This window comes from Streptomyces sp. NPDC048566 (genome assembly GCF_043199735.1).
Taxonomy (GTDB): Bacteria; Actinomycetota; Actinomycetes; order Streptomycetales; family Streptomycetaceae; genus Streptomyces.
In genome coordinates this window covers 231,733-257,974 of sequence record NZ_JBICWL010000005.1, presented here as the reverse complement: position 1 = coordinate 257,974, position 26,242 = coordinate 231,733, and the positions used below count along the sequence as shown (strand labels likewise).

Genomic DNA, 26,242 nt, shown 5'->3' with positions numbered 1-26,242 from the left:
GGGCCCGAACCCGCGGTTGCGGTCAGGCGAGGGGCCTGCGGTCCCGGCCGTGCGGTGCTCCGGTCCTGGTGGCGCCGTTCGCGCCCACCACGTTCGCGCCCACCACGTCCCAGCGCACCACGTTCCCGCGCACCACGTCCTCGCCCGCCGCTTCTCGCTCGGCGCTCACCGCTCTCCGCTACGCCTCGACCTCCGACCGGTCGCCGCCCCACAGGGTGTGGAACGAGCCCTCCCGGTCCGTCCGCCGGTACGTGTGGGCTCCGAAGAAGTCGCGCTGGCCCTGGGTGAGCGCGGCGGGCAGCCGTTCGGCGCGCAGGGCGTCGTAGTAGGCGAGGGCCGCCGAGAAGCCGGGGACCGGGACGCCCTGGCGGGTCGCGGCGATGACCACCTCGCGCCAGTCGTCCTGGGCCGCCGCGATCTCCCGGGCGAAGGTCTCGTCCGACAGCAGGCTCGGCAGGTCGGGCCGGGTGTCGTAGGCGGCCCGGATGCGGTCCAGGAAGGCCGCCCGGATGATGCAGCCGCCCCGCCAGATGGAGGCGACGGCGCCGAGGTCGATGTCCCAGTCGTACGCGTCGCTGCCCGCGGTGATCTCGTGGAAGCCCTGCGTGTACGAGACGATCTTCGACGCGTACAGCGCCTGCTCCACCCGGTCCGCGAAGGCCGCCGCCTCCGCCTCGCCGAGCCGCTGTGCCGTCGGACCCGCCAGCTCGCGCGAGGCGGCGCGCAGGTCCGCGTGGCCGGACAGCGAGCGGGCGAAGACCGCCTCCGCGATGCCGGAGACCGGTACGCCGAGGTCCAGGGCGATCTGCACCGTCCACCGGCCGGTGCCCTTCTGCTCGGCCTGGTCCTGGACCACGTCCACGAACGGCCGGCCCGTGGCCTCGTCCACGTGCGACAGCACCTCGGCGGTGATCTCGATGAGGTAGGAGTCGAGCCGGCCCGTGTTCCAGGTGCGGAAGATGTCGGCGATCTCGGCGGGGGAGTAGCCGGCGACGTCGCGGAGCAGCTGGTAGGCCTCCCCGATCAGCTGCATGTCGGCGTACTCGATGCCGTTGTGGACCATCTTGACGAAGTGGCCGGCGCCGTCGGGGCCCAGGTGGGTGACGCAGGGCGATCCGTCGGCGGCCTTGGCGGAGATCTTCTCCAGCATCGGGCCGAGCGAGTCGTACGACTCCGTCGAGCCGCCCGGCATGATGCTCGGGCCGTGCAGCGCGCCCTCCTCGCCGCCGGAGACGCCGGTGCCCACGAAGTGGATACCCTGCTCGCGCAGTGCGTGCTCGCGGCGCCGGGTGTCCGCGAAGTGGGCGTTGCCGCCGTCGATGATCATGTCGCCGGGCTCCAGCAGCGGCGCGAACTCCTGGATGACGGCGTCCGTCGGGTCTCCGGCCTTGACCATGACGACCAGGCGCCGGGGGCGTTCCAGCGCCTCGACGAACTCCTTGGCCGTCTCGGCCGCGACGAAGGTCCCCTCGTCGCCGAACTCCTCGACCAGCGCGTGCGTCTTGGCAGCGGTGCGGTTGTGCACGGCGACCGTGTAGCCGTTGCGGGCGAAGTTGCGGGCGAGGTTGCGCCCCATGACCGCGAGACCCGTGACGCCGATCTGGGCTGACGTGCTCATACTGTGTGACTCCTTAGGCAGTGCCCGGGTGGGCGGGAGAGTGGTCCGGCCGGCGGTGCGAGCCGCGCTCGCCGCGACCGGTGTCGGTACCGGCGGGTCCGGGACCGGGACCCGGCTGCGGGCGCGTCCCGTGTCGCCGTGAGCCGGTGAAGCGCGTTCGGCGGGTTCCCGGTGGTCGGTGTGGGTCCTGGTCTCGGTGGTGGCCTCGCGGTCGGCTGCATGTCCATGGTGGCGCGCGGCGAGCACCGGTGCCGGGCGTCGCCGGTGCGTCCTCGTCCTCGGTGGACGTGTGCCGGCGGGCACCGGGGCCCGTGCCGGTCGGGTGCGTCCTCGGCGCGCGTCCGGGATGGTCGTTCCTCGCTGTCCGTCCTCCTGGTGGTGGGCGTTCGTCCCCGGGGGTCCGTCCTGCCGGGTCCCGGCGGTGTCCCAGGGCCATCCTGGCGGCTCGGCGGGGTCCGCGCAGACGCACGCGGCGAACCGGCCGCCACCGGGAGGGCGGCTTTCGGCCAGCCACCCGGGCTCCGCCCGGCGGCACCGGAGGACACGGGCGTACCGCAACGCGTCCCCGGGATCGCGCGTCCCATGCGTGCGGCCTCGACGCCGGTCTCTCGCGCGACCGGGGCATCCGCCCTCCACCGGGCCGCGGCGGCCGGACGAGCCGTCCGCGACGAGGCCGCGAGGGGCGCCCGGGCCCGGGCCCCGGGCAGCGGCCGATCGGGGTCCCGACGGCTCCTCGGCCACCGTCCGGGAGCGTCCGATTGCCGCCTTGTCCTGGCCGGTTCCGTCCGCTTACTTTTGCCGCTCCTGACGCATGTCTAGGGGGGCTCCCTCATGGCCGCACGCGGCCGGCACCGCCGGTATCAGCCGAACAGGATCAACCGCGCCTCGCTCACCGTCACGGTGGGCGGCGCGGGCATCGCGCTCCCGCTCGTCGGAACCGGAGTCGCCCACGCGGCCGATGTCGGCACCTGGAACAAGGTCGCCGCCTGTGAGTCCGGGGGGAACTGGAGCATCAACACCGGCAACGGCTACTACGGCGGTCTCCAGTTCAGCCAGTCCACCTGGGCGGCGTACGGCGGCACGACGTACGCCCATCGCGCGGACCAGGCCACCAGGGACCAGCAGATAGCCGTCGCCGAGAAGGTGCTCAAGGGCCAGGGGCCCGGCGCCTGGCCGGTGTGCTCGGTGCGCGGCGGGCTGACCCGGGGCGGCGGCGCGCCCGACGTCCACCTCGGCACCGCACCGTCCGGGGGCACGAAGGCCGCGCGGAGCACGAAGACCCCGGCCGCGCAGGCGTCGGGCCACTCCGGGACGGCGCGGCACTCCGAGGCCGCGTCCCGGCGCTCGGTCCGGGACGTCACCCCGCAGAGCACGCCGCAGTCGCGGGCGGGGACCGCGCAGATGTACACCGTCGTGCACGGCGACACGCTGTCCGGCATCGCCGGCTCGCGGCATGTCGAGGGCGGCTGGCAGGGGTTGTACGCCGCGAACCGCGCGACCGTCGGTTCCGACCCGGACCTGATCCTGCCGGGCCAGCGACTCGCGCTGCGTGGTGGTACCCACGCGGACGCCTCCGCGCACACCGCGCCGGCCCCGGCGAGGAAGCCCGCGAAGAAGCCGGTGCGGCGCAAGGCCGCCGAGGCCCCCGCGAAGACGTCGGGCGCCGGAAAAGCCTCCTCGCATGTCGCGACCGGTACCGGGACCCACGCGCTGGTGCCCCCGGTGCAGGCGGCGACGGGCACCCCCTACCGGGCCGCGGGGCCCTCCTGGTCGAAGGGCTACCACACGGGCGTCGACTTCCCCGTGGCCACCGGGACGTCCGTGGCGGCGGTGGCCGCGGGCCAGGTGGTCAGCTCGGGCTGGGGCGGTTCGTTCGGCTACGAGGTGGTCATCCGGCACGCCGACGGGCGCTACACGCAGTACGCCCACCTCTCGGCGATCTCCGTGCGGGCCGGCCAGGGCGTGGTGGCCGGACAGCGCATCGGGCGGTCCGGTTCGACGGGCAACAGCACGGGCCCGCACCTGCACTTCGAGGTGCGGACGGGTCCCGGCTTCGGCGCGGACGTCGACCCGGTGGCCTACCTGCGGGCGGGCGGCGTCCGGATCTGACCGGGCGGTGCGGTGGGCCGGCGGCGCCCGGACCGGAGGCGGGACCTCCGCGGCCGGGGAACGAATCGAGCAGGCCCGTTCGGACGGGATGAAGTGCTCCCGGTTCGGTGAGGTCAGAGGTTACGACGGAGCGCCGCTGAACGCCCCCGAACTCCCGCCGGTGCGTGCCGATGCGGTGCCCGCGCCGCTACGTGCTGCCGACACGACGTGACGCGGCGCGGACCGCTGTGCGGGTCCTGGTCGTCGCAGGCGGCGCCCCGGGCGTGATCCGGGGGCGGGCCGCCGTGCCCGGTGGAGGCCGTCAGGACCCGATGCGGGTGCGGCGGTGGGTCGCGAACGGCATCGGCACGTACGGCACGCCGAGCACGGCCGTGAGGTACGGCAGCTCGTCCCGGGCCGATCCGCCCGTCGGGACGGTGTCCGCCCCCGTCCGCGCTGCGGCCGCCGGAGCGTGCGCCTGGAACGACGCCGGTACCAGCACGGTGCCGGCCGCCTGCGCCGCCTCGGGTACCGGTACCGCGCCGTCCACGGGCCGCGTCGCCGATGCCGCCGGGCGGGCGCGCCCCGACCGGGGGAGCGGGGCGGGCGTCGTGCCGGCCGGGACGGGTGTCCCCGGGGCGCCGGACCCGTCGTCCGGCAGCGACAGCCGCGCCAGCAGGTCCCGCACGCTCGCCTCCGCGGCGGCCGGCGACGCGAGCGCGCTCGGCGCGGCGGACACCGCGGGTGCGCCGGGGGAGAGGGCGGAGGGGACCCCCACCGTCGTCGCGTCACCGGCCGGGTGCCGGACCCGGTCCCGGCGTTCCGGGGCGGTTCCGTTCCCGTCCCGGGCCGCTGCGGTGTCGTCCGCATCCGCGGCCGGGCCCGTCGCGGTGTTCGCCGGCCGGTCGGCGTCGCTGCCCATGCGCGCCGTGGTGAGCAGGATCAGGCCGCCCGCCGCGACCACACCGCAGCCGAGCGCGAGCACGGTGCCGGTCGTGCCGTGCCGGAACGTCTCGCCGAACATCGTGATGCCCACGACGGCGGCCACGACCGGATTGACCACGGTCAGGGTGGCGAGCGGCGCCTCCAGGCCCGCGCCCCGGTAGGAGGCCTGGGAGAGCATCATGCCCGCCGCCGCGAAGACTCCGATGGCGGCCAGGCTCGACAGGTCGGCGAGCGAGACGTGCCGGGACCAGTCCACGGCCACGGTCTTGGTGAACACCGAGGACATGCTGAACGCCACGCCCGCGGCGATCGCCAGCAGCACGCTCCGCACGGCCGGGTGCCGGTGCGCCGCGCGCCCCGCGACCATGAGGGCCGCGACCGATCCGCCGGCCACCACGCCCACGGCCAGCCGTTGGGCACTGCTGAGGGAGACGGCGTCGGAGGCGCCGACCAGCGACAGCAGACCCGCGAGTCCGACCGTGGCCATGATCGCGCCGCGCCACGCAGCCGCACTGGCCTTGCGGCCCACGAACAGGGCGGCCATCGGCAGGGCGAAGACGATGGTCAGCGCACCGAGCGGCTGCACGAGGCTCAGCGGGCCGAAGGCGAGCGCGACCACGTGCAGCAGTCCGCCCAGGCCGTTCATGGCGATGGCGGCCCACCAGGCGGGCCGGCGCAGCGGGGCGTAGGTCTGGCCGGGGGAGGACAGCGCGACCTGCTCCTGGACGATGGCGCCCCCCGCGTACGCGACGGCCGAGACGAACGAGAGCACCACGGACAGAGCGAGGGCACTCATGAGTCCCTCCTCTGCGTACGGCGCGGGTTCTCCACCCGGCGCGACGAACGGTCGGCTTCCATGCGAACAACGATCCCCTGCGTTTTAGTTCTCGTCGTCACCCCTGAGCATCCATCGGGTCCTACTGCCGATGGAGTACGGATCGGGCCCTGTCCTCCCCAGGGTGGGCGACATCACGGGGTGATCCACTGGTGGTACCCCCTAAGAGGCTTGGTACTACTGCTCTTCGTGGAACCCGACCCCCGGCCGGCCGCGCTGGACGCGCTCGGCGGCTTCTTCGTCCTCAGGACCGGCGTACCCCCGCACGGCCCGCTGCCGACCCTCGCGGACGCCTACGCGCCCCGTGAATCCGGCGGCCCTCGCGAGGTCTACCGGGATCCGATGACTTTCCGTATCCGCACGGTGGCGGAGGGAATCGGCGCCCGGGAGGTGCGGGTCGCGGCGTCGGTGGCGCAGCAGGGGCTCGCCGCCCGCCTCTGGTCGGTGGCGCTGGGCTCCGCCGTGCTCCACGACCGGGTGCCCGACCTCGATCCGGAGCTGCTCCGGTGGGACCCCGGTGCCGGCGTCGGAGACGACCTGTGGCTGACGGAGGTGCGGCACCGGCCCGCGGGCGACCTCGACGCGGTCGTGCGGGCCGGGCACCTCGTCCCGCTGAACGCCGCCCTGCACTCCCGCCACGGCCCGGCGCCCGGTCTGCTGTGGGGCAACGCCGCCTCGGCCCTGGTCTCCGCGGCGCGCGGGATCGACCGCTGGGCGTCGGCCCGAGGCCGCCGGGACCTGGGGGAGCGGGCCGGTGCGCTGGCCGCCGGGCTGCTCGCGCACCCGGATCTCGCGGGCGCCCTCGACCCGCGCACGCTGCGCCGCCGCAGCTGCTGCCTGTACTACCGGGTGCCCGGCGGCGGCGTGTGCGGGGACTGCTGCTTCGACCGGCCGCCGCGCTCCACGCCCTCGGGCGGGCCCGCCGATCGCCCCGGCGGCTGACCCGTCCGGTCGTCCGCCTCGCCCCGGCCGGCCCCGGGCCGGGGGGAGCGGGTTCCCGCACGCTCTTCCGCATCGGCGCCAACTGGGTGACCATGAAGGGCAGTCGCCGACTACGACAGGGGTTCTGTGTGCGCGTGGGCCTGCTGACCCGGGAGTACCCGCCGGACGTGTACGGCGGTGCCGGCGTCCATGTCGAGTTCCTGGCGCGGGAGTTGCGCGCCCTCACCGATCTCGACGTGCACTGCTGGGGCGAGGGCGCCGCGGGCGGGGTGGTCCGGCACCGGCCGTGGCCCGCGCTGGACGGCGCCAACGACGCCCTGCGCACGTTCTCCGTCGACCTCTCCATCGCCGCCGGCCTGGCGGGCCGCGACCTGGTGCACTCGCACACCTGGTACGCCAATCTCGCCGGCCACTTCGGCAAGCTCCTGCACGGCATCCCGCACGTCGTGACCGCCCACAGCCTGGAGCCGCTGCGGCCCTGGAAGGCCGAGCAGCTCGGCGGCGGGTACGCCCTGTCGAGCTGGGCCGAGCGCACCGCCGTCGAGGCGGCGGACGCGGTGATCGCGGTGTCCGGGGCGATGCGCGAGGACCTCCTCGGCTGCTACCCGGAGCTGGACCCCGCCCGGGTGCGCGTCGTGCACAACGGCATCGACACCACCCTGTACCGCCCCGACCACGGCACCGACGTGCTGGACCGCGTCGGCATCGACCCCGAGCGCCCCTACGTCCTGTTCGTGGGCCGGATCACCCGGCAGAAGGGCGTCCCTCATCTCCTGCGCGCGGTGCGGACCCTCGACCCGGCCGCCCAGGTCGTGCTCTGCGCCGGGGCGCCCGACACCCCGGAGATCGACCGGGAGTTCCGCGAGCTGTACCGGGAGCTGAGCGCGGCGCGGGACGGCGTGCACTGGATCCCGCAGATGCTGCCCCGCCCGGACGTCATCCAACTCCTCACCCACGCGGCGGTGTTCGTCTGCCCCTCGGTGTACGAGCCGCTGGGCATCGTCAATCTGGAGGCGATGGCCTGCGGCACGGCGGTGGTCGCCTCGCGGGTGGGCGGCATTCCCGAGGTGGTGGAGGACGGCCGCACCGGTCTGCTGGTGCCCCTGGACGACGACTTCGAGGCGGGCCTCGCGACCGCGCTGGACACGGTGATCGCCGATCCGGGGGCGGCGCGCCGCATGGGCGAGGAGGGCCGGCGGCGCGCGGTGGAGGAGTTCGGCTGGGACGCCGTCGCCCGAAGGACCGTCCGGTTGTACGAGGAAGTCCTCAAAGCGGGGTAGTGGTCAGGGCAGGCGCAAGGTTCGACATCCACGACGGCCGGCCCCGGGCATCCGGGCGGCCGGAGGGCTCAGAGGGGCGGCGGCATGCGGCGCGGTGGACCTTCGGTGCTGGGCATCGTACTGGCGGGCGGTGAGGGCAAGCGGCTGATGCCGCTGACCACGGACCGGGCGAAACCGGCGGTGACCTTCGGCGGCACGTACCGCCTGGTGGACTTCGTCCTGTCCAACCTCGTCAACGCGGACATCCTGCGCATCTGCGTCCTCACGCAGTACAAGTCGCACTCGCTGGACCGGCACATCACCACGACCTGGCGGATGTCGAGCCTGCTCGGCAACTACGTGACGCCGGTTCCCGCGCAGCAGCGTCTCGGGCCCCGCTGGTACCTGGGCAGCGCGGACGCGATCCTGCAGTCCCTCAACCTGGTGCACGACGAACAGCCCGAGTACGTCGCGGTGTTCGGTGCCGACCACGTCTACCGCATGGACCCCCGGCAGATGCTGGAGCAGCACATCGAAGGCGGCGCCGGGGTGACGGTGGCCGGGATACGGGTGCCGCGTTCGGAGTCCTCGTCGTTCGGCGTCATCAGCCCCGGGTCCGACGGCCGGACCGTGCGGGGCTTTCTGGAGAAGCCCGCCGATCCGCCGGGCCTCGCGGACGACCCGGAGTGCGTCTTCGCGTCGATGGGCAACTACATCTTCACCACCAAGGCGCTCGTCGAGGCGCTCCACCGGGACGCCGAGGACGAGAACTCCGTGCACGACATGGGAGGTTCGATCCTGCCCGCGCTGACCGAGCGCGGCGAGGCGCAGCTGTACGACTTCAGCGACAACCACGTGCCCGGCGAGACCAGCCGCGACCAGGGCTACTGGCGGGACGTCGGGACGCTCGACGCCTACTACGACGCCCACATGGACCTGATCGCCGAGCGGCCCGCCTTCAACCTGTACAACCGCAACTGGCCCGTCTACACCAGCTCCGGTCAGTTGTCGCCGGCCCGTTTCAACGCGGGCGGCATCGCGAGCGAGTCCATCATCAGCGCCGGTTCGCTGATCCGCGGGCAGGTCACCCGCTCGGTGCTCTCGCCGGGTGTGCTCGTGGACCCGGGTGCCGTGGTGCAGGGCTCGATCCTGCACGACAACGTGAAGATAGGCCGGGGCGCGGTGGTGCGCGGCGCCGTGCTCGACAAGAACGTGGAGGTGCCCCCGGGCGCGACGATCGGCGTCAATCCCGAGCGGGACGCCGATCTCTACACGGTGTCCAAGGGCGGGGTGATCGCGCTGGGCAAGGGCCAGCGCGTGCCGTAGTCCGCCTGCCGGCGCGCCGGGTGCGTGCGGCGCGCGGCGGGGCCGGTCGGGCCCGGCCCCGCGGCCGGATGCCCCCGGGCCGCGAGCGGCTGTGCGGCCCGGGGTCATCCGTCGCCCGGGTGGGTTGTTGCCCGGGGCCGGCGTCCCGCCTGCCACCCCGGAGCCTTCTTTGTCATGTCCCTGGACAGCAGTGGGCGGTGCGTGCTGTCATGCCGTCGGACCGGAAGGACATCGTTGTCAGACCGGCGACGTCTCCCGGACCGGACGCGACGCGTCCCGGGGATGGAAGCCGGTTGCCGGGAAAACCGGCCCCCCGCACCGACCATGCACCAAGAGACGACAACGATGTCGAACATCCCACCGGAGGTCTCCCGCATGAGATGGACCCGGCGCCTGCGCCTGTGCACGGCCGGGCTGGTGGCAGCGTCCGCGCTGCTCGTCCCGCCCACCGCACGGGCCGCCGAGCCGCGCGACGGCCAACTCACCGACCTGGTCAACCCGTTCATCGGGACGGAGAACGAGGGCAACACCTACCCCGGGGCCGCCGTGCCCTTCGGCATGGTGCAGTTCTCGCCGGACACCGGGCACAACACCGGCTACGACCACGCGCAGAACCACATCCGGGGCTTCTCGCTGGTCCACCTGTCCGGTGTCGGCTGCGGACTCGGCGGCGACCTGCCCGTGCTGCCCACGACCGGGGACGTCACCCGGACGGACTACGCGCAGTACGCGGCCGAGTTCGGCCACGACACCGAGGCGGCGAGCCCCGGTTCGTACCGGGTCGGCCTGAAGGGCGGCATCGAGGCCGAACTGACGGCCACCCGGCGCACCGGTGTGCAGCGCTACACGTTCCCGGCCACCGACCAGGCCAACGTGCTCCTGAACGCGGGCCAGTCGCTGCACAAGACGGTCGCCACCCGGGTCGAGATCCTCGACAACCGGACCGTCCGCACGGCCATCACGGGCAGCGGCTTCTGCCAGGGCACCGAGCCGTACACCGTGTACACCATCACCCGCTTCGACCGGCCGTTCACGGCCTCCGGCACCTGGAACGGCGCCACCGTCACCGAGGGCTCCGCGCAGACCTCCGGCACCACCGGGCGGACCGGCGCCTTCGTCCGCTTCGACACCACCGAGGACCGCACGGTCGAGGCGACCACCGCGCTCTCCTACGTCGACGCCGCCGGAGCGGCCGTCAACCTCCGCGCCGAGGGCGGCCGTTCCTTCGACGCGGTCCGCGCCGTCGCCCGCCGCGCCTGGGAGGACCGGCTGGACGACGTACGGGTGGAGGGCGGCTCGGGCACCCTGCGCCGCACCTTCTACTCGTCGCTCTACCGCTCCTTCCTCGCCCCCAACGTCGGCAGCGACGCGGACGGCCGCTACACCGGCTGGGACCGGCGCGTCCACCGCGAGAAGGGCTTCACCTACTACCAGAACTGGTCGCTGTGGGACACCTACCGCACCCAGTCGCAGCTGCTGTCGCTGCTCGCGCCGCGCGAGGCGCGCGACATGGCGATCTCCGTCATCAGGATCGACGAGGAGAGCGGCTGGCTGCCCAAGTGGGGCTACGGCACCGCCGAGACCAACATCATGACCGGTGACCCGGTCACCCCCTTCCTCACCAACGCCTACCAGCAGGGTCTGCTCAAGGGGTGGGAGGAACGGGCCTACCGCGCGCTGCGCAAGAACGCGGACGGCGTGCCGCCCGCCGACTCCCCGGCCCTGGGCCGCGAGGCCAACCGGGAGTACATCGCCCACGGTTTCGCGCCCTACGTCAAGGGCCGCCCGCACGCCAAGCCCGGCGACTCGGACTACGACCACGGCGCCTCCGCCACCCTGGAGTACGCCCTGTCCGACGCCGTGCTCGGCGCGATGGCCCGGGACCTCGGGCACGGCGAGGACGCCGCGCGCTACCTCGCGCGAGCGCAGAACTACCGCACGCTCAACGACCCCTCGACCGGCTTCTTCCGCGCCCGGGACGCGGCCGGCGCCTTCACCGGCCCCGCGGACCCCGCCGAGAGCGAGGGGTTCCACGAGGGGACCTCCTGGCAGTACCAGTGGCTCGTGCCGCAGGACCTGCCCGGCATGGTCGGCCTGATCGGCGGCAGGCAGAAGGCGAACGACCGGCTCGACGCGTTCTTCGCCTACGACCGGCTGCTTCAGGACCCGGGGAAGACCGCCCGCGAGGTGTGGGTCAACGGCCCGTACGCGTACTACAACGCGGACAAGTACAACCCGCAGAACGAGCCCGACCTCATCGCCCCGTACACCTACCTGTCCACCGGGCAGCCGTGGAAGACGACCGACGTCGTGCACGCGGCGCTCACCCTCTTCACGGACGCGCCGACCGGGATGACCGGGAACGACGACCTCGGCACCATGTCCGCCTGGAACGTGCTGTCCTCGATCGGGATCTTCCCGGTGCAGCCCGGTTACGACACCTGGGGGCTGTCCACGCCTGTCTTCGACCGCGTCGACCTCACCCTCGACCGGCGCTACTACCCGCGCGGCGCCCTGACCGTCACGGCGCCGGGCACCTCGGACACGGACCGGTACATTCGTTCGGCCCGGCTGGACGGCGCGCCGTACGGGCGGACGTATCTGACGACCGGCAGGCTGCGGAGCATCCGGCACCTCGGATTCACGGTCGGCCCGGAGCCGTCCGGGTGGGGAACGTCCGCCTCGGCGGCGCCTCCGGTCCTGAAATGACGGCAGGCACGTCCTGATGCGACCCACGTCCCGCCCCTCTCCAGGGGCGGGACGTAATCCGCTGTTAACTGTGCGTAGCCTGATCGTACTTGACCGTAATCACCGGTCCGGGTTTGACTGGCGGTCCACCCGTCGTCGACGCGAGGACAAGCCCGTGACCTCCGATGTGCTCGCACCACTCGACCTGGCCTTCTGGAACATCGAGTCCCCCCGGCACCCGATGCACCTCGGCGCCCTCGGCGTCTTCGCCGCGCACTCCCCGACGGCCGGGGCGCACGCGGCGGACCTGCTCGCCGCCCGCGCCGCGGCCGTCCCCGGGCTGCGCATGCGGATCCGCGACGTGTGGCAGCCGCTGGCCCCGCTGGCCTTCGGCAGCGCGACCCGGGAGACCGCACCCGACTTCGACCCGCTCGACCACGTCCTGCTGCACGCCCCGGCGGCCGACTTCCACGCCGACGCCGGCCGGCTGATGGAACGCCCGCTGGAGCGGGACCGCCCGCCCTGGGAGGCCCACGTGCTGCCCGGCGCGGACGGGGAGTCCTTCGCGGTGCTCTTCAAGTTCCACCACGCCCTCGCCGACGGGCTCCGGGCGCTCATGCTCGCCGCGGCGATCATGGACCCGATGGACCTGCCGGAGCCCCGCCCGCGCCCCGCCGAACCGCCGCGCGGACTCCTCCCGGACGTCCGCAGCCTGCCCGGCCTGCTCCGCGGCACCCTCTCCGACGTCGGCCGCGCCCTCGACATCGGCGCCTCCGTCGCCCTCGCCACCCTCGCCGCGCAGTCCTCGCCCGCCCTCACCTCCGCCCCCACCGGCACCCGGCGCACCGCCGGCGCGGTGATCGACCTCGACGACGTCCACCAGGTCCGCAAGACCGTCGGCGGCACCGTCAACGACGTGCTGATCGCCGTGGTCGCCGGGGCGCTGCGGCGCTGGCTCGACGAACGCGGCGACGGCAGCGAGGGCGTCTCGCCGCGCGCCCTCATCCCCGTGTCCCGGCGGCGTCCGCGCTCCGCGCAGCCGCAGGGCAACCGGCTCTCGGGCTACCTGATACGGCTTCCCGTCGGCGATCCCGACCCGCTGGGCCGGCTGCGCGCCGTACGGACGGAGATGGACCGCAACAAGGACGCCGGGCCGCACCGGGGCGCCGGCGCCGTGGCGCTGCTCGCCGACCACGTGCCGCCCCTCGGGCACCGGCTCGGCGGCCCCGTCGTCGGCCAGGCCGCCCGGCTGCTCTTCGACATCCTCGTGACCAGCGTCCCGCTGCCCAGCCTCGGCCTGCGGCTCGGCGGCTGCCCGCTCACCGAGGTCTACCCCTTCGCCCCGCTGGCCCGCGGCCAGGCCCTCGCCGTGGCCGTCTCCACCTATCGGGGGAGCGTCCACTACGGCCTCGTCGCCGACGCCGAGGCCGTTCCCGACCTCGACCTGCTGGCCCGTTCCCTCGCCGAGGAGGTGCGGACGCTCATCGCCGCCTGCGCTCCATGATCGTCACGGGTTTGGTGCCGCGCGCGGTTGCTCCGTAAAATTCCGCCTTCGACGGCGAGCGCGGTTCGAGCGCGGCGCACCACCCGAGGAAACGGCAGCAGTGATGACGGTGACAGACGACGGCAGGACGACCCCTGCCGCGGACACGACAGAGGTGGCCGACGTCGCGTTCGGTCCCGGGATCGACCCCGAGCGGCTGGCCGTCTGCCTGAGCGTGCTCGACGAACTCGACACCATCGACGTCGACCACCCCGACGCCATCGCCGTGCGCCGCGCCACCGCGGGCGTCTACCGGACGGTGAAGCAGCGCCGCAGGCAGGAGCGGCGCGCCGCCAAGACCGCCCACGACAAGCAGGTCACCGAGTCCACCGCGACCGGCTCCGCCCAGCGCATCGACGACGAGACCGAGGGCATCCTCCCCTCGTCGGCGACGGAGGAGGGCAGGATCGCGGGGATACTCCAGCGCCCGCGCTCCTGCTACACCTGCAAGACCCGCTACGTCGAGGTCGACTACTTCTACCACCAGCTCTGCCAGAGCTGCGCCGCCCTGAACCGCTCCCGCCGCGACGCCCGCGCCGACCTCACCGGCAAGCGAGCCCTGCTCACCGGCGGCCGGGCCAAGATCGGCATGTACATCGCGCTGCGGCTGCTGCGCGACGGTGCCCACACCACCATCACCACGCGTTTCCCGCACGACGCGATCCGCCGCTTCAAGGCCATGGACGACTCCGCGGACTGGATCCACCGCCTGGAGGTCGTCGGCATCGACCTGCGCGACCCCGCGCAGGCCGTGGCCCTGGCCGAGCGGATCGCCGAGCAGGGCCCGCTCGACATCCTCATCAACAACGCGACCCAGACCGTCCGGCGGCTGCCCTCCGCGTACGCCGCGCTCGTCGAGGGCGAGAGCGCCCCGCTGCCCGCCGGCGAACTGCCGGCCCGCCACGTCATCGGCGCCTTCAACTCCGGAGCGGTCGACGGACTGACCGCGCTGCCCGCCGGAGTGTCCGGGCTGGACGCGCAGAAGGTCGCCGACCTCGCGCTCGTCGCCGGCAACGCGAGCGTGGTCCGGCACCGCGACGGCACCGCCATCGACGCGGGCGGCCTGCTGCCCGACGTCGTCGCCAGCAACACCTGGGTGCAGACCATCGAGCAGATCTCGCCGGTCGAACTGCTGGAGACCCAGCTCTGCAACTACACGGCGCCGTTCATCCTCATCAGCGCCCTGCGTCCGCAGATGGCCGAGGCCGCCCGCAAGGCGTCCACCGGGCGCTCCTACATCGTCAACGTCTCCGCCATGGAGGGCGTGTTCGGCCGCGGCTACAAGGGCGCGGGCCACCCGAACACGAACGCCGCGAAGGCGGCCATGAACATGGTCACGCGGACCAGCGCCCAGGAGATGTTCCAGAGCGACGGCATCCTGATGACCTCCGTCGACACCGGCTGGATCACCGACGAGCGACCGCACTACGACAAGCTCCGGCTGGCCGACGAGGGCTTCCACGCCCCGCTCGACCTGGTCGACGGAGCGGCCCGGGTCTACGACCCGATCGTCCGCGGCGAACTCGGCGAGGACCTGTACGGCGTCTTCCTGAAGGACTACGCGCCCGGCAAGTGGTGACCCGGCGGCCCGCGGCCCGACGCCTCCGCGCCGCCCCGGCGGGCACCCGGCATCCGCGGCCCGCCGAGCCCGCCGGGCCGCGACCTCGACCGGCCGGTCCGTGGTCCCGCGGGGCCGGGGCGGGTCGCGGCCCGGCGGTCCGCGCCGGGTCGCGGAACGTGCGGGGTCGGCCCTCGGCCGCGTGCCCGCCGTCCGCTCAGGCGCCCCCCGGCGGACGGGTCGCCCGGCCGGCGATCCGGCAGGGCGAGCGTGGCCCTACCGCCCTACCGCCCTACCGCCCCGGCGACGCCTCAGCCGACCGCCCCGCGGCGGCCCGCGCCGGAGGCCACCCGTTCCAGAACCGTGCGCCAGTCCTCCACGACCCCCGCGTTCAGGCCGACGACCTTGCCCGCGTCGTCCGCCTGGCGCAGTGTCACCGCGTCCTCGGCCAGCGGGTCGGCCGCGAAGGCCGCCGCCTCGCGCGGGTCCATCGCACCTCCCTGAGCGGCCAGGGTCAGCGTGCTGCGCGCGGACAGGCGGCGGTCCGGCGAGGCGGCCGCGAGGTAGCGCTTCGCCGGCACGTGCAGGGCGACCAGGCGGGCCACCCGGTCACCGAGCAACGGCCGGACCGCCTCGGCGGCCCGATCGGCGTGCCCGGCGTCGTCGCCGGGCCCGAGCAGGTGCCCGATGTCGTGCACCAGGCCGGCGACCTGGAGCTCCTTGTCGCCGGGGTGACTTCGGCGCAGCAGCGCGGCGGTCTGCAGGGCGTGGTCGTGCAGGTCGACCGGATCGCCGCTGCGGTCCGGGGTGTCCCACACGCCCCTGCAGGCGAGCAGCAGATCCATCAGATCGTCGACGCCGCGCAGCTCCATGCCCCGGTCCTCCCGTGAGAAAGCCTGTGCCGGGCGCCAGCAGACCATGGCCTCCTTGCGAACCGGCCAACGGGACCTGAACGGTGCGCCGACCGCGTCGCCCGGCGCCGGGACCCGTTGGACGCCGGTGACTTCAGGCTGGCCCCGGGCGCGGCCCGCGGCTCCCCCACAGGGGCGGAATTGAGCCGAATGGGTGGTGGCGAAGCGGGCATCATGTTTCAAATCGCCGCAGATCCGGGCCTGATGGAGGCTGGATGACCCGCGACGGTAACGCGAAGTTTTCGGCCCCATCGAGCAGCCACCCGCTCATTTGGTTACCCTGTAGCCGACGGACAGCCTTACTGGGGTCCACCCACACCCACGGTCCGTCCCGGGACATGCCGGTCACCACGGCCTGCTCTCACCAGAGTTACCGGCGCCACCGCGTCCCTAACTGCCTTCGACTCACGCCCGAGCGGACGTCAGGCGACCGGAGCGGACCGGCCGCACGTCCCGAGGGTGACCCGACACATAAGGAGTGCGCGGTGACACCAGAGACGACGAATCGCGATCAGCGCCCCAAGGAACGCACGGAGCGCGCCGGCGGTGCCGACCTGAAGCTCGGCAGCCTGGACGTGTGGGCCAGGTCCGCCCCGATCCGCCTCGCGGGCTACGAGGACGACCTCGCCGAGCCCCACATCCTCCCCAGCGTCGACTGACCGGCGCCCGGAACCTCGGCGCGATCGCCGACGGGCCGGGTGCGCCGGCTGCGCGCCCCGCCCTCCCGAGACAGCCGCGGCCGGTGAACGGCCGCGGCTGCCGTGTGCCCGGACGAGCGCGGGGCCTGCTCCGCGCCCGTCGCCGGCCCGCGTCGCAGGCGACCGCCGGAGGCGTCACCGGGTGATCGGACACCGGCCGCCGTGCGCTCGGGAGGGGCCCCGGACCGGGGATGTCGCGCGCCGGCCCGGGGAGGCGACGGAACGGCGGCCGCGACCTCCCGAGCCGGTCACGCCGTGCTCACGCGTCCCGGTCCGGTCCCGATGCGGGCCCCTGGGCGAGCCGCGCCGTACGCCGCCAGGGGTGCAGCACCTCCAACTGGCCCGCCACGTCCAGCAGTGCCTGCTCGGAGCCGGGGCGGCCGACGAGCTGCACGGCGCAGGGCGCGCCGCCGGGCAGCGTCCCGAACGGGACCGTCATCGCCGGCCAGCCGGTCAGGTTCCACGGGGGAGTCATCGGTGAACAGGCCGTGTTCACGGCCATGTTGCGCAGCCAGCCGCGCTCGTGCCAGGGCGCGGCGGCCGGGCCCCGGCGGGCCAGCGCCGGGGTGAGCAGCACGTCGTGCTCCGCGAAGAACGGTGCCAGCCGCGTCCGCAGTTGCTCCCGGCGGACCCCGGTGCGGACCCCGGTCACGAAGTGGCGCCCGAGGGCGGCGTGCACCCGGGTGCGCCGGGTCAGCCGGCGTGGATCGAGGTCCTCGGCGTCCACGGCCGTGCCGGCCGTCCAGTGCGCCAGCGAGGTCGTGCTCAGCCACACCGGGTACGGCGGGTCGGCTCTGCGGACCCGGTGCCCCGCCTCCGCCAGCAGGGCGGCGGCCCGGCGTGCCGCGGTCGTATACGGTCGCGTGACCGGGACTCCGGCCAGCGGACTGCGCACCGACACGGCGATCGTGCGGGTCGCGGGTTCGGGAGGCGGCACCTGCCCGGTGTCCGCGAGGACGCCGAACATCAGCCGCGCGTCCTCGACCGTGGTGGCCAGCGGGCCGTTCTCCGACATGCCGAACCAGTCGCCGTGGCCGATCCCGGCCGGCACCACCCCGTGCCCGGGCTTCAGCGCGACCAGCCCGCAGTGCGCGGCCGGGATGCGCAGCGAGCCCATCCCGTCGTTGCCGAGGGCGACCGGCGTCATCCCGGCGGCGACGGCGGCGGCGCTACCGCCGGAGGAACCGCCCGCCGTCCGCGACAGGTCCCAGGGATTGCGGGCGGTGCCGTGCACCCCGTCGGTGGTGCCGAACACGCACAGTTCGGGCACGTTCGTCAGGCCCACCACCACGGCCCCCGCCGCGCGCAGCCTGGCCACCGTCACGTGGTCCTCGTCGGCGCGGGTGTCCGGGGTCGCCGCGGAGCCGTCGCGGTGCGCCTCGCCGCGCACCGCGAGGTTGTCCTTGACGGCCACCGGCACGCCCGCGAGGGGGAGTCCGTCCAGATCCCGCGCCCCCAGCGCGTCCGCCTCCGCGAGCGCCGCCTCGGCGCGGACCCTCCGGAAGGCGCCGACCCGGTGGTCGAGGCGGTCGATCCGCTCCAGGTGCTCGGCCACCACCTCGCGAGGGGTGACCCGCCCTTCGCGGACGGCGACGGCGATCTCGGTGGCGGTCCGGCCGGCCCAGGTGGTCACGGGCGCTCCTGTCTCCGTGGCTCTGCACGGCGTGTGGCGCTGCACGGCGTACCGGCGAGTAGGCCGTGTACGGGATGCACTCTGCCCGTCCCGGGACCACCGCGTCGAGGGTCACCGCGCCCCCGATCTCCGCGAGCGGCCCGCTCCGGCCGCAACGGGGCGTCCGGCCGGCGGTCCTCCGGGCAGATCGCCCGCCGCCGGATGCCGGGGTGCGGGGGATCGTCCGAGGCGGCCGGCGTCGCGGAGGGCCGCGGGGCCGCCGACGGCCGTCGCGCCGTGAGGTCACCGGCGGGCGCGCGGACTCCGCCCCGTCACGACCGCGGGACGCGGGGGCCGGTGCTCTCCCGCCCGATCAGTCGGGGGACCGGAACCCGCACCGTCCGTGCCGGGCCGCCGTCCAGCAGGGCCGTCAGTTCCTGCGCCGCGGTGCGGCCGAACTCGACCGTGTCCCGGGAGAGCGCGGACAGCCAGGGCCTGACCATGCGGCACAGCGGGGAGTCCTCCCAGGCGACCACCGACAGCGTGCCGGGGACGGAGAAGCCCAGCTCCGCGGCGGCGGCCACCCCGGCCAGGGCCATCACGTCGTTGTCGTACACCAGGGCGCTCGGCGGGTCGGCGCCCTCCAGCAGGCGCCGGGTGACCGCCGCGCCCTCCGCGTCCGAGTAGTCGGTCGTCACCGAGCGGACCTCGGGCAGACCGCGCCGCAGCGCCTCGGCCCGCAGGGTGCGGATGCGCCGCTCGGTGTGGGCGAGTCCCGGCAGGCCGGCGATGTGCACGATCCGCCGGTGGCCCAGCCCGTACAGGGCGTCGACGACCGCCGCCATGGCGCCCGCGTCGTCGGCCCACACGGTGGACAGTCCCGGATGCCGGGCGTCCGGCGCGCCGCCGATCACGACGGCGGGCAGGCCGAGCGAGTCGAGCAGGTCCGGGCGCGGGTCGTCGACCCGCGGGTCCACCACGAGCACGCCGTCCACGCGGTGCTCGGCCCACCAGCGCCGGTAGACCGCGCACTCGGCCTCCACGTCCTCCACCACCTGGAAGAGCAGGCCGAGGTGACGCTCGGCCAGCACCTCCTGGATGCCCGAGATCAGCTGGAGGAAGAACGAGTCCACGCCGAGCGTGTCGGCCGGGCGTGCCACCACCAGGCCGAGGGTGGCCGCGCCCTCGCCGGACAGCTGGCGCGCGGCGGTGCTGGGCCGCCAGCCGAGCTGCTCGGCGACGCGGCGCACCCGGTCGCGGGTGACCTCGGAGACGCCGGGGCGGTCGTTCAGCGCGAAGGAGACCGCGCTCTCGGAGACCCCGGCGCGGCGCGCGATGTCCTTCATCGTCGGCCTGCGGGCCGGAGACCGTTTCGCCGGCACGGGACGCCCTGCTTTCTGCGAGTGGATGTACTAAAGCGCTTGAGCGGTATCACTCTAAAGCGCATTAGTGATCTCTCGCAAGAGAGATTCCATACGTCTCTGACCTGGACTAATGCCGATCCCATTTCTTTAGTGAACGTCAATCCATTGACTTCGTTCGCGGCCGCCGGGCAGGGTGCTGGCGCCACCACCCGCCGGACGCCGCAAGGGAGCCGTGTCACCGTGCCCATACCCCGCAGAGCACTCGCCGCCGCCGCCGTCGCCCTCGTCCTGCCGCTCAGTGCCTGCGGCTCGGGCGACGGCGGCGGCTCGACGGACGCCTCCGGCAAGGTCGAGGGCGACATCACCTTCCAGACCTGGAACCTGAGGGCCAACTTCAAGCCCTACTTCGAGGGCCTCATCGCCGACTTCGAGAAGAAGTACCCCGGCACGCACGTGAAGTGGATCGACCAGCCCGCCGAGGGCTACGCCGACAAGATCAGCGCGGACGCCGCCGGCGGCACCCTGCCCGACGTCGTGAACGTCTCGCCCGACCTGGTCGCCCCGCTCGCCAAGGCCGGACTCGCGCTCGACCTCGACGCGTCGGCCGCCCGGTACCGGAAGGAGTACCTGGCGGGAGCCTGGGCCGGCCATCGGATCCCGGGCATGCGCGGCACCTACGCGTTCCCCTGGTACCTCAACACCGGCCCGCTGTTCTACAACAAGTCCCTCTTCGAGAAGGCCGGTCTCGACCCCTCCCGGCCGCCGACGACGTACGACGAACTCTTCGCGGACGCCCTCCGGTTGGCGGACCGGACCGACGGCAAGGTCGCCACCCTCGCCAACGTGCCCACCATCGAGGACTTCGGCCGCTACGGCGTCCCGCTGATGAACAAGGGCGGCACGGCGTTCTCCTTCAACGGCACCAAGGGCGTGGAACTCCTGACCAAGTACAAGGAGTTGTACGACGCGAAGGCGCTCGACCCGCAGGCGCTCACCGCCACCCCCGAGTCCTCCGGCAAGAAGTTCCTGACCGGAGCCGTCGCCATGAACCCGGGCAGCGCGCTCGACCTCGGGAACTTCAAGAAGCAGGCGCCGGGCCTGTACCGGAACATCGGCATCACGGACCAGATCACCAGCACCGGCAAGGTGAACATGTACGTGATGGGCGTGATGGTCAACGCCCGCACCCGGCACACCCCGGCCGCCGTCGCCTTCGCGCACTTCGTCACCGACGCGCGGAACCAGATGGCGTTCGCCAGGAAGGTCGCGATCTTCCCGAGCACCGCTGGGTCCCTGGACGACCCGTACTTCACGAAGGAGGACGGCACGGACGAGACCCGCGTGCGCGTCGCCGCCGCGAAGTCCCTCAAGAACGCCGTCAACTACACGCCGGTCCTGTTCAGCGACCAGATGAAGACCGCGCTGCGCAACGAGATCGCCAAGGCGCTCCAGGGCAAGGAGAGTCCCAAGACGGCGCTCGACAACGCTGTCAAGGCGTGCGACACCCTGCTGCGGCAGCAGGGCTGAGCGGTCATGGCGCATCCCTCCACCACCGCCCGGCAGCCCCGCACACCGCCCCGGGAGCCGCGGCCCGGCTCCCGGACGGCCACCCCGCGGTCCTCGCCGGGCACCCGGGTGCGGCGCCAGCCGGCCGTCAGCCCGTGGCTGTTCGCCGCGCCGGGCCTGCTCGTCGTGGCCGTGTTCATCCTCTATCCGTTCGTCTCGACGGTGCTCAACTCCTTCACCGACCGGCGCACCCTGATCCCCGGCGAGTTCGTGGGACTCGCCAACTTCCGGGAACTGCTGCACGACGAGATGTTCTGGACCGGCCTGCGCAACAGCACGCTGTACGTCCTCGGCGTCGTGCCCGCCCTCGTCCTCCTGCCGCTGCTGCTCGCCCTCCTGGTCCAGAAGAACATCCCCGGCATCGCCTTCTTCCGGTCGGCCTTCTACACCCCCGTCGTGGCGTCGATCGTCGTGGTCGGACTCATCTGGGTGTGGCTCCTCGACGAGCGCGGCCTGGTGAACTCGCTGCTGGAGGCCGTCGGGGTCGGCAGGATCGGCTTCCTCAGCGACCAGTGGCTGCTGCTGCTCAGCGCGATGGCCGTGACGGTCTGGAAGGGCCTCGGCTACTACATGATCATCTACCTGGCGGCCCTCGCCGACGTGCCCCGCGAACTCCACGAGGCCGCGGCGGTGGACGGAGCGGGAGCGGTGCGCCGGTTCCTCACCGTCACGGTGCCCGCCGTCCGCTCGACCATGGTCCTGGTGGGCGCGCTGTCCTCGGTCGCCGCCTTCAAGGTGTTCTCCGAGGTGTACCTGATGGCCGGCCCCGACGGCGGCCCGGCCGGCGAGGACACCACCCTCGTGATGCTCGTCCAGCGCACCGGCACCGGACTGACCGGCCGTGTCGGCTACGCGTCCGCCCTGTCGGTGGTCGTCTTCGCCGTCACCGTCGCGCTCATGCTGCTCGTGCTGCGCGCCGACCGGAAGGAGGAGGCATGAGCAGCGTGCCGGCCGAACGCCGCACCACCGGCCCCGGACCGGTGGCCGGGCCACCCCGGCGCCGGATCACCGACGAGCGCGGACGCCGGGTCCCGGCATGGGAACTCCTCCTGCGCTACCTGCTGCTGCTGGTCGTCCTCGCCCTGACCGTGGGCCCCTTCCTCTGGCAGCTGTCCACCTCGCTCAAGGGGCCCACCGAGGACATCTTCGGCTCCCCGCCCGCGTTCCTGCCCGGCGATCCGACGCTGCACAACTACCAGCGCGTCGCCGACACCATCCCGGTGTGGGACTACGCCCTCAACTCCCTGAAGGTGGCCGCGGCGAACGTGGTCACCAACTGCACGGGCTCCGCCCTCGCGGGGTACGCGCTCGCCCGGCTCCGCTACCGCGGGCGGCGGGTGGCCACCCTGGTCTTCGTCCTCGCCATGCTGGTGCCCGTGGAGGGCATCATCATCGCCCAGTTCACCACCATGCGGGAACTCGGCCTCAACAACACCCTGATCGGGGTGGTGCTGCCGGGCTGCGTCGGTGCGATGAACGTCCTGCTGATGCGCAACGCGTTCCGGAACCTCCCCTACGAGATCGAGGAGGCGGCCTTCGTCGACGGCGCCGGCGTGTGGCAGCGGTTCCTGCGGATAGCGCTCCCCTCGGTGAAGGGCACCCTCGCCGTCGTCGCGATCTTCGCCTTCATGGGCGCCTGGGACGACTTCCTGTGGCCGCTCATCGTGCTCAGCGACCCGTCCAAGTACACCCTCACCATCGGACTCAACTACCTGCACGGCACCTTCGCGGGCGACGAACGCCTCGTCGCCGCCGGCACCGTCATCGCCGTGGCCCCGCTCATCGCCCTCTTCGCCTGCCTCCAGCGGTACTTCTTCCGCGGCGTCGGCGAGGGCGCCGTCAAGGGATGAACCACCGGCACCCCGCCAGGGCCGCCCCGAGACCACCCGCCCGCCGCCGTCCGCCCGGTCGCGCCCCGCCGCCGTGCCGCGGACACCGCACACACCACCACGCCGCTCCGACCCGCGAGGAATACCCGCATGACCTCTGCCGTGCGCTTCGGCGTCAACTACACGCCCAGCCAGGGGTGGTTCCACCACTGGCTCGACTTCGACCTCGACGCCGTCCGGGCCGATCTCGACTCCATCGCCGCGCTCGGTCTCGACCACATCCGCGTCTTCCCGCTGTGGCCCTACTTCCAGCCCAACCGCACGCTGATCCGGCCCCGCGCCGTCGAGCAACTCGTCGCGCTCGCCGACGCCGCCGCCGAACGCGGACTCGACGTCGGCGTGGACGGCCTCCAGGGTCACCTGTCGAGCTTCGACTTCCTGCCCGCCTGGACCCGGACCTGGCACCGCCGCAACATCTTCACCGACCCGGACGTCGTCGCGGGGGAGGCCGCCTACCTGCGGACGCTGGCCGCCGCCCTCGCCGACCGGCCCAACTTCATCGGGATGACCGTCGGCAACGAGGTCAACCAGTTCGCGGCCGGACCGCACCCCGACCCCGACCGCGTCACCGAGGCCCAGGCCGGCGCGTGGCTGCGGCGCCTGCTCGCCGCCTGCGAGGAGGGCGCCCCCGGCCGGCTGCATCTGCACGCCTCCTACGACGCCGCCTGGTACCAGGACGACCAGCCCTTCACTCCCGCCCACTCGGCCCGGCTCGGCGCGATGACCGCCGTCCACTCGTGGGTGTTCAACGGGACGGCGCAGCGGCACGGCCGCGGGGGCGTCGCCACCGAGCACCACGCCGCCTACCTGATCGAGCTGTCCAAGGCGTGGTCGGACGACCCGCACCGCCCCGTCTGGCTCCAGGAGGTCGGCGCGCCCGCCCCGCTCGTCCCCGCCGAGCACGCCGCCGCCTTCACCGAGGCGACCGTCGCCAACGCCCTGGACTGCCCCGACCTGTGGGGCGTGACGTGGTGGTGCTCGCACGACGTCGCCCGCGACCTCGCCGACTTCCCCGAACTCGAGTACAGCCTGGGCCTGCTGACCAGCGACCGGCGCAGGAAGCCCGCCGCGGACGCCATCGCCCGGATCGCCCGAGGGGACCGGCCGGCCGCCCCGGCCGCGCGGACCACCGCCCTGGTCGTCGACACCGGTCCCGGCCGGTCGGTCTGCGCGCCCGGCGGCCCCGTCTTCGACGCCTTCGCCCGCCTCACCGCCGACGGAGTCCGTCCCACCACCGTCCTCGCGAGCCGCGCCGCCGACCGCGACCACCTCGTCACACGCGGCATCACCGAGGTCGTCACACCGGATCAGGTCACCGCCTGAGCCGTGCACCGTAGCCCGTTCCCACACGAAACGGAGCACATCGTGAACCTCAGCAGACGCGCCGTCCTGCTCGCCGGGGCAGGTGCCGCCGCGGGCGCCCTGCCGGCCCCGCGGGCCGCCGCCCAGGCCCCGGCCGCCTCCCGGGACCTCCAGCCGTACGCCTCCTACTGGTACCCCGACTCCTTCCCCGCGGGCACCCCCGGGGACGGCATCACCTGGCGCAGCCTGAAGTCCTGGCGCGCCGACACCGACGCCGACCTGGCCTTCAACGCCGCCGCCGTGCCGCTCGCCGCCCGCTTCACCCCCGTCCCCGCCAACACCACGGCCCGCGCCGACCAGGCCCGCATCCAGTCCCTGGTCTCCTTCGGACCGACGTCCCGGAACCCCTCGCAGGGCGCGCCCACCGCCGACACCTACGCCCTGACCCACTGGGCGTACCTCGACGAACTCGTCTTCTGGGGCGGCTCCTCGGGCGAGGGCCTGATCCTCGCGCCCAACGCGCCGATCGTGGACGCCGCGCACCGCCACGGCGTCCCGGTGCTCGGCAACGTCTTCCTGCCGCCCGCCGCCTACGGCGGGCAGCTGCGCTGGACCCGCGACCTGGTGCAGAAGGACGGCTCCGGCGGATATCCGCTCGCCGCGCAACTCGTCGCGGTCGCCGAGGCGTACGGATTCGACGGCTGGTTCGTCAACGCCGAGACCGGCGGCGGCGACAGCGCCCTGGCCGCCGACATGCTCGGCTTCCTCGGCGAGCTGACCTCGCGCGGTGCGGCCAAGGGGCAGCGGGTCACCTGGTACGACGCGATGACCGTGACCGGCACCGTCGGCTGGCAGGGGGCGCTGAACGACCGGAACGAGGCGTTCTTCCGGGCGGCCGGCTCGATGTTCCTCGACTTCCGCTGGTCCGCCGCGACCCTGGCGTCCTCCGGCACCGCCGCCGAGCGCCTCGGCCGCAGCCGCTACTCGGTGCGCGCGGGCGTCGACGTCGAGTCCGGCGGCACGAACACCGCCGTGGACTGGGACGCCATCGTGCCGCCCGCGACCGCGCACGTCACGTCCGTCGGCTACTACCGGCCCGAGTGGACCCGCAACCACCTCCCCGCCGGACGCACCCCCGGCGACTTCCACGCGGCCGACGACGCGTTCTGGACGGGTGCCTCCCTCGATCCCGCACGGCCCGACACCACCGGCCGCTGGCGCGCCCCCGCCCTCTTCGCCGCCGACCGCTCCACGGTCGCCTCCCTCCCCTTCGCGACCGTCTTCAACACCGGCCACGGCCTGAAGTGGTACGAGGACGGCGAGGTCACCGGCGGCGGCGCGTGGAACCACCTCGGCCTCCAGGACCGGCTGCCCTCCCGCCGCTGGGTGGTCCGCACCACCGGCCGCCGGCCGGCCGTCGCCTTCGACTTCGCGGACGCCTGGCGCGGCGGGAGCAGCCTCCTGGTCTCCGGCGACCTCGACGCCCCGGTCACCCTGGACCTCTACGCGACCCGGCTGCCGCTCGACGGGGACACCGTCGTGGAGCTGACGCACCGCACCGACGAGGGCGACGTCCGCGTGGAGCTCGCCGTCGCCACCAGCGACCCCGCGTCGCCCGGCGCGCCACCCCCGTACACCCGGCTGCCGGTGCCGCCGTCCTCCGGCGGCGGCTGGCGGACCTCCACCGTGTCCCTGGCCGGGCTCACGGGCACCGTCCGGGCGCTCGGCGTCCGGCTCACCGGGGCGGGCGGCCCGGTGCGCTGGCGGCTCGGCCGGCTCGCCGTGCGGACCGCCGCCGCCACCCCGGGCGCGCCCTCCTGCCTGCGGGTCACCGACGCCGACGGAGGCGACCTGCGCCTCGCCTGGCGGGCCGCCCGCACACCGGTGCGCCACTACGAGCTGCACCGCGTCCTTCGCGACGGCACCCGCCGCTTCCTCGGCGGCACCTGCCAGCGCGCCTTCCACGTCGCCGGGCTCGCCCCCGAGCAGGGCGAGCGCGCCGCACGGTTCGAACTGCACTCAGTGGGGGAACTGTTCAGCGTCTCCACACCCGCGACAACCACGCACCCCTGGTAACACACCGCATCCACAACCTCAC

Annotated in this window: 19 protein-coding genes; 13 read left to right on the top strand and 6 right to left on the bottom strand. The window is 73.9% G+C overall.

Features of this window, described 5'->3' with window-relative positions; genetic code table 11:
* Positions 1-22: 22 nt before the first annotated feature.
* Complete coding sequence (locus ACGFS9_RS11820; protein WP_393252428.1) at positions 23-169, bottom strand: hypothetical protein; 147 nt, start codon at positions 167-169, stop codon at positions 23-25.
* A gap of 9 nt (positions 170-178) precedes the next feature.
* Positions 179-1,618: an NADP-dependent phosphogluconate dehydrogenase gene (gene gndA, locus ACGFS9_RS11815; RefSeq protein ID WP_393252426.1), complete on the bottom strand. Its 1,440-nt coding sequence runs from the start codon at positions 1,616-1,618 to the stop codon at positions 179-181.
* Between the two features lie 831 nt (positions 1,619-2,449).
* Between gndA and ACGFS9_RS11810 the strand changes: the two genes are divergently transcribed.
* Positions 2,450-3,727 carry a transglycosylase family protein gene (locus ACGFS9_RS11810; protein WP_393252424.1) on the top strand — a complete coding sequence of 426 codons (1,278 nt, stop codon included), beginning with the start codon at positions 2,450-2,452 and terminating at the stop codon, positions 3,725-3,727.
* A gap of 301 nt (positions 3,728-4,028) precedes the next feature.
* On the opposite strand, the gene ACGFS9_RS11805 is transcribed toward ACGFS9_RS11810, so the two are convergent.
* Complete coding sequence (locus ACGFS9_RS11805; protein WP_393252423.1) at positions 4,029-5,447, bottom strand: DMT family transporter; 1,419 nt, start codon at positions 5,445-5,447, stop codon at positions 4,029-4,031.
* A 228-nt stretch (positions 5,448-5,675) separates the two neighbouring features.
* Between ACGFS9_RS11805 and ACGFS9_RS11800 the strand changes: the two genes are divergently transcribed.
* From ACGFS9_RS11800 to ACGFS9_RS11775, 6 genes are all read left to right on the top strand, one after another.
* Positions 5,676-6,428, top strand: a complete 753-nt coding sequence (locus ACGFS9_RS11800; RefSeq protein WP_393252421.1) for a (2Fe-2S)-binding protein — start codon at positions 5,676-5,678, stop codon at positions 6,426-6,428.
* A gap of 128 nt (positions 6,429-6,556) precedes the next feature.
* Positions 6,557-7,708, top strand: coding sequence for a glycogen synthase (glgA, locus tag ACGFS9_RS11795; protein WP_393252626.1), 1,152 nt, complete (start codon positions 6,557-6,559; stop codon positions 7,706-7,708).
* An 84-nt stretch (positions 7,709-7,792) separates the two neighbouring features.
* A complete protein-coding gene (gene glgC / locus ACGFS9_RS11790) occupies positions 7,793-9,013 on the top strand; it encodes a glucose-1-phosphate adenylyltransferase (protein WP_393252420.1) in 1,221 nt (406 codons plus the stop codon).
* A 375-nt stretch (positions 9,014-9,388) separates the two neighbouring features.
* Positions 9,389-11,722: a GH92 family glycosyl hydrolase gene (locus ACGFS9_RS11785; protein ID WP_393252418.1), complete on the top strand. Its 2,334-nt coding sequence runs from the start codon at positions 9,389-9,391 to the stop codon at positions 11,720-11,722.
* Between the two features lie 154 nt (positions 11,723-11,876).
* Positions 11,877-13,205: a wax ester/triacylglycerol synthase family O-acyltransferase gene (locus ACGFS9_RS11780; RefSeq protein ID WP_393252416.1), complete on the top strand. Its 1,329-nt coding sequence runs from the start codon at positions 11,877-11,879 to the stop codon at positions 13,203-13,205.
* Positions 13,206-13,308: 103 nt separating this feature from the next.
* Complete coding sequence (locus ACGFS9_RS11775; protein WP_393252414.1) at positions 13,309-14,823, top strand: SDR family NAD(P)-dependent oxidoreductase; 1,515 nt, start codon at positions 13,309-13,311, stop codon at positions 14,821-14,823.
* A 290-nt stretch (positions 14,824-15,113) separates the two neighbouring features.
* Here ACGFS9_RS11775 and ACGFS9_RS11770 read toward each other — a convergent pair whose 3' ends face one another.
* Positions 15,114-15,674, bottom strand: coding sequence for an HD domain-containing protein (locus tag ACGFS9_RS11770; RefSeq protein ID WP_393252413.1), 561 nt, complete (start codon positions 15,672-15,674; stop codon positions 15,114-15,116).
* 524 nt (positions 15,675-16,198) lie between these two features.
* Between ACGFS9_RS11770 and ACGFS9_RS11765 the strand changes: the two genes are divergently transcribed.
* On the top strand, positions 16,199-16,372 hold the full coding sequence (locus tag ACGFS9_RS11765) for a hypothetical protein (protein ID WP_393252412.1): 174 nt from the start codon (positions 16,199-16,201) through the stop codon (positions 16,370-16,372).
* Between the two features lie 298 nt (positions 16,373-16,670).
* On the opposite strand, the gene ACGFS9_RS11760 is transcribed toward ACGFS9_RS11765, so the two are convergent.
* A complete protein-coding gene (locus tag ACGFS9_RS11760) occupies positions 16,671-18,044 on the bottom strand; it encodes an amidase (RefSeq protein ID WP_393252411.1) in 1,374 nt (457 codons plus the stop codon).
* Between the two features lie 311 nt (positions 18,045-18,355).
* On the bottom strand, positions 18,356-19,405 hold the full coding sequence (locus tag ACGFS9_RS11755) for a LacI family DNA-binding transcriptional regulator (protein ID WP_393252409.1): 1,050 nt from the start codon (positions 19,403-19,405) through the stop codon (positions 18,356-18,358).
* A 222-nt stretch (positions 19,406-19,627) separates the two neighbouring features.
* Between ACGFS9_RS11755 and ACGFS9_RS11750 the strand changes: the two genes are divergently transcribed.
* The 5 genes from ACGFS9_RS11750 (at position 19,628) to ACGFS9_RS11730 (ending at position 26,220) form a co-directional block, all read left to right on the top strand.
* Positions 19,628-20,914, top strand: a complete 1,287-nt coding sequence (locus ACGFS9_RS11750) for an ABC transporter substrate-binding protein (protein ID WP_393252408.1) — start codon at positions 19,628-19,630, stop codon at positions 20,912-20,914.
* Positions 20,915-20,920: 6 nt separating this feature from the next.
* Entirely contained in the window at positions 20,921-21,892 is a 972-nt protein-coding gene (locus ACGFS9_RS11745; protein ID WP_393252407.1) for a carbohydrate ABC transporter permease, read from the top strand.
* Positions 21,889-22,803: a carbohydrate ABC transporter permease gene (locus tag ACGFS9_RS11740; protein ID WP_393252406.1), complete on the top strand. Its 915-nt coding sequence runs from the start codon at positions 21,889-21,891 to the stop codon at positions 22,801-22,803. Before ACGFS9_RS11745 ends, ACGFS9_RS11740 begins: the two co-directional genes overlap by 4 nt.
* 129 nt (positions 22,804-22,932) lie before the next feature.
* Positions 22,933-24,165 carry a glycosyl hydrolase gene (locus ACGFS9_RS11735; protein WP_393252404.1) on the top strand — a complete coding sequence of 411 codons (1,233 nt, stop codon included), beginning with the start codon at positions 22,933-22,935 and terminating at the stop codon, positions 24,163-24,165.
* 42 nt (positions 24,166-24,207) lie between these two features.
* Positions 24,208-26,220, top strand: a complete 2,013-nt coding sequence (locus tag ACGFS9_RS11730) for an endo-beta-N-acetylglucosaminidase (RefSeq protein WP_393252403.1) — start codon at positions 24,208-24,210, stop codon at positions 26,218-26,220.
* The last annotated feature ends 22 nt before the right edge of the window (positions 26,221-26,242 follow it).

Bases quoted from the DNA above. Each gene is read 5' to 3' on its own strand.
- ACGFS9_RS11735 (WP_393252404.1), top strand. From the start codon at position 22,933: ATGACCTCTGCCGTGCGCTTCGGCGTCAACTACACGCCCAGCCAGGGG.
- ACGFS9_RS11740 (WP_393252406.1), top strand. From the start codon at position 21,889: ATGAGCAGCGTGCCGGCCGAACGCCGCACCACCGGCCCCGGACCGGTG.
- ACGFS9_RS11805 (WP_393252423.1), bottom strand. From the start codon at position 5,447: ATGAGTGCCCTCGCTCTGTCCGTGGTGCTCTCGTTCGTCTCGGCCGTC.
- ACGFS9_RS11775 (WP_393252414.1), top strand. From the start codon at position 13,309: ATGACGGTGACAGACGACGGCAGGACGACCCCTGCCGCGGACACGACA.
- glgC (WP_393252420.1), top strand. From the start codon at position 7,793: ATGCGGCGCGGTGGACCTTCGGTGCTGGGCATCGTACTGGCGGGCGGT.
- ACGFS9_RS11810 (WP_393252424.1), top strand. From the start codon at position 2,450: ATGGCCGCACGCGGCCGGCACCGCCGGTATCAGCCGAACAGGATCAAC.
- ACGFS9_RS11745 (WP_393252407.1), top strand. From the start codon at position 20,921: ATGGCGCATCCCTCCACCACCGCCCGGCAGCCCCGCACACCGCCCCGG.
- ACGFS9_RS11785 (WP_393252418.1), top strand. From the start codon at position 9,389: ATGAGATGGACCCGGCGCCTGCGCCTGTGCACGGCCGGGCTGGTGGCA.
- gndA (WP_393252426.1), bottom strand. From the start codon at position 1,618: ATGAGCACGTCAGCCCAGATCGGCGTCACGGGTCTCGCGGTCATGGGG.
- ACGFS9_RS11770 (WP_393252413.1), bottom strand. From the start codon at position 15,674: ATGGAGCTGCGCGGCGTCGACGATCTGATGGATCTGCTGCTCGCCTGC.